12 protein-coding genes are annotated in these 11529 nt (G+C 29.4%); 11 read left to right on the top strand and 1 reads right to left on the bottom strand.

The genetic code is table 11. The features are described 5' to 3' along the window. Positions 1-181: 181 nt before the first annotated feature. Complete coding sequence (locus HMPREF9131_RS05710; protein WP_009345906.1) at positions 182-1807, bottom strand: alkaline phosphatase; 1626 nt, start codon at positions 1805-1807, stop codon at positions 182-184. 148 nt (positions 1808-1955) lie between these two features. Between HMPREF9131_RS05710 and HMPREF9131_RS05705 the strand changes: the two genes are divergently transcribed. The 11 genes from HMPREF9131_RS05705 to HMPREF9131_RS05655 all read left to right on the top strand — a co-directional run bounded on the left by HMPREF9131_RS05705 (position 1956) and on the right by HMPREF9131_RS05655 (position 11529). Further along, positions 1956-2654, top strand: coding sequence for a hydrolase (locus tag HMPREF9131_RS05705; RefSeq protein ID WP_009345891.1), 699 nt, complete (start codon positions 1956-1958; stop codon positions 2652-2654). Positions 2655-2726: 72 nt separating this feature from the next. Then, positions 2727-3341 (top strand): superoxide dismutase, encoded by a 615-nt coding sequence (locus HMPREF9131_RS05700; RefSeq protein ID WP_009345887.1) that lies wholly within the window; start codon positions 2727-2729, stop codon positions 3339-3341. A gap of 126 nt (positions 3342-3467) precedes the next feature. After that, positions 3468-4970: a Na+/H+ antiporter NhaC family protein gene (locus HMPREF9131_RS05695; RefSeq protein WP_009345888.1), complete on the top strand. Its 1503-nt coding sequence runs from the start codon at positions 3468-3470 to the stop codon at positions 4968-4970. Between the two features lie 158 nt (positions 4971-5128). Further along, positions 5129-5620, top strand: a complete 492-nt coding sequence (locus HMPREF9131_RS05690; RefSeq protein ID WP_009345912.1) for a macro domain-containing protein — start codon at positions 5129-5131, stop codon at positions 5618-5620. Next, positions 5617-6342: a type I 3-dehydroquinate dehydratase gene (gene aroD, locus HMPREF9131_RS05685; protein ID WP_009345902.1), complete on the top strand. Its 726-nt coding sequence runs from the start codon at positions 5617-5619 to the stop codon at positions 6340-6342. Before HMPREF9131_RS05690 ends, aroD begins: the two co-directional genes overlap by 4 nt. After that, complete coding sequence (gene aroA, locus HMPREF9131_RS05680; RefSeq protein WP_009345907.1) at positions 6339-7586, top strand: 3-phosphoshikimate 1-carboxyvinyltransferase; 1248 nt, start codon at positions 6339-6341, stop codon at positions 7584-7586. The genes aroD and aroA overlap by 4 nt, the downstream gene beginning before the upstream one ends. Continuing rightward, positions 7570-8646: a chorismate synthase gene (gene aroC / locus HMPREF9131_RS05675; RefSeq protein ID WP_009345904.1), complete on the top strand. Its 1077-nt coding sequence runs from the start codon at positions 7570-7572 to the stop codon at positions 8644-8646. The genes aroA and aroC overlap by 17 nt, the downstream gene beginning before the upstream one ends. Then, positions 8633-9388: a shikimate kinase gene (locus HMPREF9131_RS05670; protein ID WP_009345900.1), complete on the top strand. Its 756-nt coding sequence runs from the start codon at positions 8633-8635 to the stop codon at positions 9386-9388. Before aroC ends, HMPREF9131_RS05670 begins: the two co-directional genes overlap by 14 nt. 16 nt (positions 9389-9404) lie before the next feature. Beyond that, entirely contained in the window at positions 9405-10499 is a 1095-nt protein-coding gene (locus HMPREF9131_RS05665) for an FAD:protein FMN transferase (RefSeq protein ID WP_009345910.1), read from the top strand. Beyond that, entirely contained in the window at positions 10500-11012 is a 513-nt protein-coding gene (locus HMPREF9131_RS05660) for a hypothetical protein (RefSeq protein ID WP_009345892.1), read from the top strand. After that, on the top strand, positions 11002-11529 hold the full coding sequence (locus HMPREF9131_RS05655) for a thermonuclease family protein (RefSeq protein WP_009345895.1): 528 nt from the start codon (positions 11002-11004) through the stop codon (positions 11527-11529). Before HMPREF9131_RS05660 ends, HMPREF9131_RS05655 begins: the two co-directional genes overlap by 11 nt.

Genomic DNA, 11529 nt, shown 5'->3' with positions numbered 1-11529 from the left:
AAATAAAAAAATTATACAAAAGTAAATAAAAAGAAAATTAGAAGATTGTTAATGAATTTTATAATTTTATTTTTATTAATATTTTTCTAACAAAAAAGGCTATAAGTTTTCTTATAGTCTTTTTTCGGCTTATTTTTTTTAAGCCAATTTATATTATTAAGAGGTTAAATTATTTTTGATTTTATTTAATTAATTCAATAGCTTTTTGTGGTAGGTAAACTTTATTACTTGTGTTTATTGCAAGTCCACCAATAGTAACTTTTTTACCATTTAACTTAGCGTAGTTTTTGTTCATGGGTATAATTAATACATTGTCGTCTTTTGTAACTTTAAGTTCATAGTTATCTTCAGAAGCTTTGCTATATTCAACTTTTGCACCTTTTTTAATAAAAGCTTCTCTTGCACAAACGTATAATTCATTAGTTAATTTGTTAAGGTCTATGTCTAAAACATCTGCCATATATAAACCAATTTGATTATTAAATATAGTTCCTTCGAGAGTTTTTAAATTATCTCCATTAGTTAAGCAGTGTAGGGCAATATCACCACCAACATGACCTCTTGTTGTCCAGCCTATATATGACCTATCGGAAACAACTTTTCCAACAGCAGTTTGTAAATCTTTTTTATCAGCAGTTTTAATTAAATTTTCTTCTTCAGCTGTTAAATCATTAATCGCGTAAGCTTCTTTCATAATATCTTTTATATTTGTTCTGTTATCATCAAGTTTTTCGGCAACTTTTTGACCAGTCATTTTTGCATTAGCAACCAAGTTTGTGAATTTATCAAGCTCTGTTTTATCATATCCACTATTAATTCCTGTTGAGCCAAAAGTCATCCCACCTGTTCCGTGGTCTGCAGCAACTATTAGAACGGAATTAGGGGTTTTCTTAACAAATTCTTTTGCAACAGCTACAGCTTTATCAAAAGCTATGGCATCTGTAATTGTTGCAACTGGATCATTTGCGTGAGCGCCCCAGTCAATTTCTGAACCTTCAACCATTAAGAAAAATCCTTTATCATTTTTTGATAGAGTATTTATTGCTTTTGTAGTCATTTCAGCTAATGAAGGTTCTACAGATGGATCTCTATCAATATCATACTTCATTGATTTTTCAGCGAACATTCCCCAAATTTTATTTGAAGTTGTCTTATCCATTTCAGCTTTTGTTGTGAAATAATCGTAACCTAAAGATTTAATTTCATTTATTAAATCTTCCTTATCTTTTCTCTTGCTTGCATCTAAATATTGACTGCCAGCCCCCAAAACCACATCCATATCTTGGTAAACTTGTTGCTCACCTAAAATTTCATATTCATTTCTGTTTGGATAGTGAGAGCAAAATGCAGCTGGAGTTGCGTGTTGGATGTTAGAAGTTGAAACAATTCCTGTTGACCTTCCTGATCTTTTAGCACCTTCAAGAACTGTTGCAAGTGGCATTTTTGCTTTGTTTTTGTCAAAATCATAAAATCCAGGCATTCCATCTTTTGTAGGATAGCAAGAAATAAATGGCGTTTCTGTTTTTGAACCTGTTGCCATTGCTGTTGCAGCTGGAGCTGAGTCAGCAATTGGTGTATTTGAATTGTTGACTCTAACAAGTCCTTTAACCATATCATCTAAAACTAATTTCTTTTCAGCTGTTGTCCATCTTGTAGCTGTTTCAATTTCAATTGAATAGCCATCAGGAATCATCATAATAACATTTTTTGCACTGCCGTATTCATTATTATTTTCTGCAAAGATAAATGAAGGCAATAAAGTTGATACAGCAAAGATTGTTGCACAGATTTTTTTAAAATTTCTCATGTAGTTTCTCCTTCTCTAAATAATATCTTTGATTCAATATAAGATATAAATGTAAAATCTTTATTTAAAGTATGTAAATAATTAAAAATTTTAAAAAATTAATGTTATTTGTCCTATTTTACTATAAAATATATTTAGAGGTGATATTATGGAACAATCTAATAAGAAAGATAAATTAATACCTAAGATTGAAACAAATTTAAGGAAAAGACAAGTTTTAATTCCCGAAGTCATTTACAGAGCTAGTGGCATAAACTTTATGGGCAAAAGGGTAAAATCTCTTTTATTTTCTAATGATTTACCAATTATTTGTAATACCAATGCTCAAGCAATAATGGCTGTTTATCCTTTTACACCTGAGCTTAAAATTATTAATGCTATTTGTGAGGTTGCATCTGTACCTGTTTTTGTTGGTATAGGTGGGGCTGTCACAAATGGATATCGTTCTTTAAATATTGGTATGCAAGCAGAACTTTTGGGAGCAAAAGGGGTTGTAGTTAATGCCCCAATGGCTAATGAAACTATAAAGAAAATAAGTGAAGTTTTAGATGTGCCTGTTATAGCAACAGTATTATCTTTAAAAGATGATATTGAAGGAAAGGTAAAAGCAGGAGCTAGAATATTAAATGTTGCTGGAGGAAAAAGAACACCAGAACTTATTGAACTATGTAGAAAAATTGTTGGAGAAGAATATCCTATTATTGCTACTGGCGGTCATACTGATGAACATATTTTAGAAACTATTGAGGCTGGTGCTAATGCTATAACATATACACCACAATCTTCTTCAGAAATTTTTTCTGAAGTTATGAATGGATATAGAGAAAAAATGAGAGATAAAAATTAAAGTTTTAATTATATATTTTTTGGGTAATATCTTAATGTAAAAATTTAAATGGGTAATTGAAGGGGGAGTAAAATGGTATTTAAATTAGAAGATTTAAAATATGATTATAATGCACTTGAAGAAACAATTGATGAAGAAACTATGAGAATTCATCACGACAGACACCATAAAACTTATGTTGACAATTTAAATAAGGCTGTTAATGGAACAAATCTTGATAAAGAATCTTTAGATGATCTTGAAGAAATCTTGAGAAATCTTGATGAAATTCCTGAAAATATCAAAACTGCTGTTATTAACAACGGTGGAGGACATTATAATCATAGTCTATTTTGGGAAACAATGACACCAGGTGGCTCAAAAGAACCTGTTGGAAATTTAAAAAAAGCAATAGAAGAAGCTTACGGTTCATTTGAAAAATTTAAAGAAGAATTTGAAGCTAAGGGAGCTGGAAGATTTGGTTCAGGTTGGGTAAATTTAGTAGCTAAAAATGGAAAAGTTGAAATTATGACAAACCCTAACCAAGATTCACCAGTATCTTTTGGATACAGTTTGATTATCGGTAATGATGTATGGGAACATGCTTATTATTTGAGATATCAAAATAAGAGAGCCGATTATCTAAAAGCTTGGTGGAATGTTGTTAACTGGGATATTGCAGAAGAAAGATTTAACAAAGCTAAATAATTTATTAAATTTTTGGGAGCTTAGGCTCCCTTTTTTATATGTAGATTTAAGGGGCATAATTAACAAAATAGTTGAAATATTTTATTAATTACACTACAATAGTACTTATTACAAAGGAGAATAAAGATGAATTACGGAATTTTAACTATTTTACCACCAATTATTGCTATTATTTTAGCACTACTTACTAAAGAAGTAATTACTTCATTGTTATTGGGTATATTAGCCGGTGGTCTAATTTTTACGGGCGGTAATTTTATTGCTGCTATTGAAGAAGTATTTACCCTTATGTCACAAAAATTAGGAGATAATTCTCTTATGATTATGTTTCTTGCTCTTTTAGGGTCTTTAGTCATGGTTATGAACATGGCTGGCGGTTCTTTTGCCTATGGCAAGTGGGCAAGCAAGAAAATAAAAAGTAAAACTTCTGCAAAACTTGCTTCAGTTATTTTGGGGATTTTAATTTTTATTGATGACTATTTCAACTGTTTAACAGTGGGTGCTGTTATGAAACCAATTATTGATGAAAATAAAGTTTCCAGAGCAAAATTAGCACAAATAATAGATTCTACAGCAGCCCCTATTTGTATTATGGCACCTATATCATCATGGGCGGCTTCTGTTGTTGCAATTATTGGAGAAGCTGGTATTGAAAATCCTATGAAAGTTTTTTTAAGTACAATTCCTTTAAATGCTTATGCGATTTTAACAATTTTTTCTATTGTATATTTTTGCTTTTCTAAAAATGAAATTGGTGTCATGCAAAAGTATGAAATAAAAGATACATCTAAAATAATTGAGAAGGAAGATGTAGGCTATGTACATTCAAAAGATGGCAAGGTTTATGATTTGGTTTTGCCAATTTTGTGTCTTATTTCTATTACTTTAATTATGATGCTAAAAACTGGTGGATTTTTTCAAGGTAAATCAGCACCTGCTGCTTTTGGAAATGCTAATGTAAATTTATCTTTGGTGGTAGGGTCTGTTAGTGGATTATTCCTCGCGTTTATAATGTATATTCCGAGAAAACTTCTAAGCTTTAATCAATTTATGTCAGGCATTGTAGAAGGTATGAAGTCTATGATTTCAGCTATTGTTATTTTAACATTAGCATGGACAATTGGAGGAATTACTTCAAGTGACTATCTAAATACAGGTGGTTTTATAGCTTCTAAAATTTCTGATTCACAAGTGCCCATGTGGATACTTCCTGCTATAATTTTTATAGTGGCAGCATTCTTATCTTTCTCCACAGGCACAGCTTGGGGTACTTTTGGTATTTTGGTTCCTATAATTGTACCTATTTTAATTGAAACTGATGCTATGGATTATTTAGTAATAATTTTGGCTGCAATTTTTTCAGGTTCAGTTTTTGGTGACCACTGCTCACCGATTTCTGATACCACTATTCTTTCATCGGCTGGAGCTGGGTGCGATCATATAGCCCATGTTTCTTCGCAACTACCTTATGCTATAATATGCGGAATTTCGTCTATCTTTGGATTTTTAGTTGCTGGAATTACAGACATAGGTTATACTGCTGTTCCTGTAGGAATTGTCATGTTATTGATAATAGTATTTTTCTACAAGAAAAAGACAATAAAAAAATATGGACAAATTGAAGGCTAATCAAAAATATTAAGATGACTTTTTCATCTTAATATTTTTTTGCATAAAATTAAAGAAAAAGATATACTTTTATTGAAGAAAAAAATATTCTAAAAGGCTCATCTATGTGAGATTAGATTGAGGGAGTTTTTATCAAATAAATTTACAAGGAGGAGCTTATGTCTTTAAATATAAAATTAGAAAATTTAGTAAATATGGATGTTGATGCGATAGTTAATGCTGCAAATAAAGAGCTTTTGCCAGGTGGAGGTGTATGTGGTGCAATATTTCAAGGTGCTAAATCTAAAAGTCTTGAAATGGATTGTAAGAAACTAGGACCCATTAAAACTGGACAAGCTGTAATAACAAGTGCATATAATCTTCCCAGTAAGTACATAATTCATGCAGTGGGACCTATTTACAGAGATGGATTGAGTGGAGAAGAAGAATTTTTAAGAAATGCTTATATTAATTCTTTGAAACTTGCAAAAAAACATTCTATAAAATCTATAGCTTTCCCTTTGATTTCAGCAGGTATTTACGGCTACCCTCTTAAAGAAGCTTGCAAAATTGCTGTTGATACTATAAGAGAATTTTTAAAAAAAGAAGATATGGATGTAACAATAGCAGTTTTGGATCCAAATATTTATGATATTTTAACAAAGCTATGAATATAAAAAAAAGTAATTTTCAAATAATTTTGCCTATAGTTGGTAGAGATGATGCTGAGATTTTAAAAGATTGTCATAATCTCAGCAAATTAAAGGTAAATACAATAGAATGGCGTGCAGATTGTTATAATAATTATAAGGATATCAATAGAACCATTGAAATATCCAAAAGAATTAAAGAAATTTTATCAGATAAAGATTTAATTTTCACATTAAGGTCTAAGGGGCAAGGGGGAAATGGAATTTTCAAGCAAAGTTTTCAAGAAATTCTTATAAAAAATCTACTAGATAATGATATTTTTTCTATTTATGATATTGAATTTAATAGTAGTAAAGACTTCTTAAAAGATATGAATACTTTAATTAGAGATTACAATAAGTTAAGTCTTCTTTCTTTACATAATTTTGAAAATACTCCAGATTTTATGAATATTATAAACACTTTAGAAGATATGGATAAGCTAAATTTTAATATTATAAAATATATAACTTGGTCTAATTCCTATGAGGATTCGCTAAGAATACTAAATGCTACTGATGAATTTAGAAAGAAAACGGATAAGAGATTAATAATTATGGCAATGGGAGATTTTGGAAAGATGACAAGAATTTTATCACCACTTTTTGGATCTTTTTATACCTTTTCTTATTATTCTAAAAATTCAGCAAAAGGGCAAATTTCTTATGAAAATATGCTAAAAATTTATGAGGAAATTCTATGAAGGTTAAAATAAAACCGGGAAAACTTGAGGGAGATATTGATGCAATATCTTCAAAGAGCCAAGGACATAGGGATTTAATTCTTGGAGCTTTGTGTGAGGAAAAGACAGAAATTTTTTTAAATAATTTTTCTGATGATATATTAGTAACAGTAAAAGCTTTGGAAAATCTAGGCTTTGTTATAGAAAGAAAAGAAAATTCATTTTTAATTAAAGACAGGGCCGATGTTAAAAATCCTCAAATAGATTTTAAGGATTCTGGCTCATCATTAAGGTTTTTATTGGCAATAGGAAATTTTTATGGAGAAAATGTAAAATATATAGGCTCAGAAAGTCTTTCTAAAAGACCCCTTAAAGAACTAATTGAAGAGCTTGAAAAGAATAATTTTTCATTCAGTCAAAATCATCTTCCCCTAGAAGCAAGAGGATATTTTAAGGGTGGGAAATTTACCTTCAGAGGAGATATTTCCAGCCAATATATATCAGGAATTTTACTTGCTGCAAGTAAATCTCCCTTTGAAAGTCAAATTATTTTAAAATCAAATTTAGAGTCTAAACCTTATGTTGATTTAACTATAAATGAATTAAAAAAATTTTGTATAGATGTGAAAAAAATGGAAAACTCTTACAAAATAAAGGGAGGAAATCTCAAATCTCCTGGTAAATTATATGTAGAAGGAGATTGGTCTAATGCGTCAGTTTTTATTGGAGCAAATCTACTTGGATCAAAGGTAAAGATTAGGGGCTTAAATATTGATAGTCTTCAAGGTGACAAGGAAATTTTGACTATAGCAAAAAAGTTCGGCTCAAAAATTTTTACAGAAGATAATATCTTGGAAAATTCAAAAGCTGATATAAGGTCAATGGAAATTGATATAAAAAATATACCTGATTTAGCACCAGTTCTGTGCGTAATACTTGCAGCAAGTACTGAGAAATCAAGACTAATAAATGCAAAGAGGTTGAGATTTAAAGAAAGCGACAGACTTTTTTCCCTTTGTAAAATGATTAATGATTTAGGTGCTTATGGGAAAATAGTAGGAGATTCATTAGAAATTACAGGAAAAATTAAAGGTGGTCATGTAAATTCCTTTAATGACCACAGGATTGTTATGGCAGCTTGTCTAGCATCTACTTTTGCTAAGGAAGAAATTATAATAGATGGTGCGCAAGCTGTTGAAAAATCTTATAAGAATTTTTTTGAAGATTTTAAAAAATTAGGAGGTAATTTTGTCTGTTATAGGTAAAAATCTCAAATTCACCATTTTTGGCGAAAGTCATGGGAAATGTATCGGTGGAGTTTTAGATAATATTAAGCCGGGACTTCTAATAAATCTAGAAGATTTGGAAAGCTTTATGGATAGGAGAAGGGCCAAGGGAGAATTTAAAAGTAAAAGGCACGAATCAGATAAGGTTATATTTCTGTCTGGATTTTCTGAAAATAAAACTATGGGCACACCTCTTGCTTTTATTATAGAAAATAAAAATCAAAACTCTTCAGATTATGATAATTTAATAAATACTCCAAGACCTTCTCATGCAGATTTTGTGGCAAATATTAAATATAAAGGACATGCAGATTTAAGGGGTGGGGGTCATTTTTCAGGTAGACTAACAGCTCCTATTTGTGTTGGTGGATTTTTTTCATTACAAGAATTAAAAGAAGATTATGGTGTGGAAATTTATTCACATTTATCAAGTGTTGGAAATATTTGTGATATATCTTATAGAGATATTTCTACTTGTGATTTTAAAAATTTAATGAAAAAAGATATTCCTATGGCTGATGATAAAAAAATTGAACAAGTGAAAATTTTCTTGCAAAGATTAATGAGTCAAGAAGATTCAATAGGATCTACAGTTACTTGTGTAGTTAAGGGACTTAAAGCTGGATATGGTTCAAATCTTTTTGATAACGCAAGAGCTAAAATAAGTTCTTATATTTTTTCTATCCCAGGAACTTGCGGCATGGAATTTGGCAGTGGTTTTGATGCAAGTATCAGTAAGGCTTCTGAAAACAATGATAGTTTTTATTATGATGACGGGCAAATAAAGACAAAAACCAATAATTGCGGTGGTATTCAAGGTGGAATCACAAATGGTATGGATATTGTTTTTAAAATACATTTTAAAGCACCGGCAAGTATAGGAAAGAAGCAAAAAACTGTTAATTTAATAAGTAAAAAAAATGAAGAGATAGTTATAAAGGGAAGGCACGATCCATGTATTGGATTGAGGGCTTTGCCAGTTGTAGAGTCCATGGCTGGACTTTGTGTATTGGATTTGATAAAAAGTGAAAGAATTTAGAGAAAAAATAGATTTAATAGATGAAAAAATCTTAGATCTTTTAATAGAAAGATTTGATTTGTCAATAAAAATTGGCTCATATAAAAAAATTAATAAGTTAGAAATTGAAAATTTAAAAAGAGAAGATGAGATAGCAAAATCTTTTCCCAATTTATATAAAAAAAATATTGAAAATATTTATAGGGAAATATTTAAAAATTCTAAGCATATGCAAGAAAAACTTTTTGCTTATTTGGATAAAAATATAGTCTTGATAGGGATGCCAGGTTGTGGCAAAACAACTCTAGGAGAAATTTTATCAAAAAAATTAAAAAGAGATTTTTTTGACACTGACAAGGAATTTGAAAATTTATATGGAAGTCCTGAAGAATTTATAATAAGAGAAGGTCTTAGTAAATTTAGGGATATTGAAAGCGAAATTTTAAGAAAATTTTCAAAAAATAAATATGGAGTAATTTCTACAGGTGGAGGTATAGTTGAAAGAAAGGAAAATCTAGAAATTCTAAAAGATAATTCTTTTGTTTATTATATAGATAGGGATACAGATAAGCTAACTTTAAGTGGAATTCAGCCATCCTATAAAAAAGACTTATATAAGCTCAGAGAAAAAAGAGAGAATTTATATAGGGAGTTTTCTGATGAAATTATAAAAAATAACACTGATCCTCAAGAAGCTGTTGGAAAACTTATAGAAAGTTTTAATAATGATATACTTGTAAAGGCAAGAGCAGGGGTGTTATGATAGTAAAGGTGAACTTATGAAAAAATTTATTATATTAATTATATTTATTTTATTATTTACTTCTTGCTCTAAAAAAGATTTAGCGCCTTCACAAGAAAAAGAGGTTGCTAGTATTGAAAAGTATGAGTTAACTTTTTATGATACTTTTGATACTGTAATAAGTGCAGTTATTTATTCTGATGATGAAAAAAAAGCAAATGAAGATTTGAATTATCTAGCTAAGAGATTTAGGGAATTAAATGCTCTTTTTGACAGATACAAATCTTATGATGGGGTAATTAATGTAAAAACTATAAATGATAATGCTGGCAAAAAACCAGTTAAGGTAGATGATACTCTATTTAATCTTATTAAAACATCAAAAGAAGATTACATTAAAATTTCTTCAAAAAATAATATTGCCATGGGTCCAATTATTGATGTATGGAAAGCTTATAGCGATAAATATATAGAAGGAAAAACCAAGGAAGAAGTTAAAAAATTGATGGGTAATTATCTTCCAGACCAAAAATATTTGGAAACTTTAAGAAAATATACCGATATTAATAAAATTATATTAGATGAAAATAACAATACGGTTTATCTTGAAGATCCTCATATGTCCCTTGATTTAGGCTCAGTAGCCAAAGGATATGCTACAGAAATTGTTGGGGAAGAATTGAGAACAAGAGGGGTAAAATCTGCCCTTATATCAGCTGGCGGAAATGTAAAGTTAATAGGAAAACCACTTGACGGAAGAGAAAAATTTTCTATAGGCATTCAAAATCCTGATCTAAATGATGAAAATCAAGTGTTTGCTGCCCTTGAAGCTACTGATATTTCAATTGTAACTAGCGGTGATTACCAAAGATTTTTTGATTTAGATGGCAAAAGATACCCTCACATAATAGATCCCGAAACTTTAAGACCAAGCGATAATTTAAAATCTACTACAGTTATTTTAAAAGATTCCGGCTTGTGCGATTTTATATCAACTGCAGCATTTTTATCTGATGAAAAAGATATTAGTAAACTTGCAGAAAAAACAGACAGTAAAATTATATGGATTGATAATCAGATGAATATTAAATATACACCTGGTGCAGAAAAATATATAGTTAAAGGTGATTAAATGAGAAATAATACTAGAGGGCTTATTATTCATATTTTTGTAGGTATAATAATATTTTTTATAGCCTATATAATTAACTTATCAAAAATTGTCAGCTCAATAGTATATGGCAACATAATTTTTAGACTAATAATTTGCCTTATACCAATTATTTTATATTATAATTTTTCCAAGATTATGACCAAAAAAAGAACACCAAAACTTGACTACCTAAATGGTAATTTAATAATTTTATTAGCAATAATTTTATTCGTACCTGCATTTTTAGCAAGTGGCTTTGATATTTTCAAGGAAAGTGTTGCATCAAATGCTTTTAAATTTCCTTTTGAAATATTTTTAACACCGCAAATATATGTGATTAAAGTTTTAAATATACCTTATAATTTATTAACTGTAGCCATAGCTACTCTTGCTCCCACATTTATTTATGGGTTAAGCATAAGAATTTCTAGGGAAAAGATAAGTAAAAGACAAAGATACATGAGAAATACGAGAAAAAGGTATGAAAGATAAATTAAAATATATCTTTTTAACAATTCTTATTTTACTTTTTCTATATTTTTATAAGAGTACAAGTTCAAGCTTTTATAAGGTCTATATTACTAAGGTCATTGATGGTGACACTATAAGAGCCACAAGTTCATATGATTCGAATTTTAAAGTAAGATTAATAGGCATAAATGCACCTGAAAAGGGCAAAGAAAAGTATTGGAAAGAATCTAAATCATATGCACAAAAACTTATGGAAAATAAATACTGCTATTTGGAGAAAGACACTTCCGATAAGGATAAATATGGCAGATATTTGAGATACGTTTGGCTAAAGAAACCTAAAAAGAAAAATTTTAAAAATATAGAGGAACTTAATGTGTCGGCAATAATGTTAAAAAAAGGTTTGGCAAGAACTTATACTTTTGAACCAGACACATTGTATTTAAAGGAATTTAAAAAAATTGAGAAGAAGGCAAAAAAATTTAAAAGAGGTTTTTGGATATACAAAAAGCCTGTAACAAGAGGAAATAAGAGGTGA

This window comes from Peptoniphilus sp. oral taxon 836 str. F0141 (assembly GCF_000179335.1).
GTDB lineage: Bacteria > Bacillota > Clostridia > Tissierellales > Peptoniphilaceae > Peptoniphilus_A > Peptoniphilus_A lacrimalis.
This window is presented reverse-complemented; position numbering and strand designations above follow the sequence as displayed.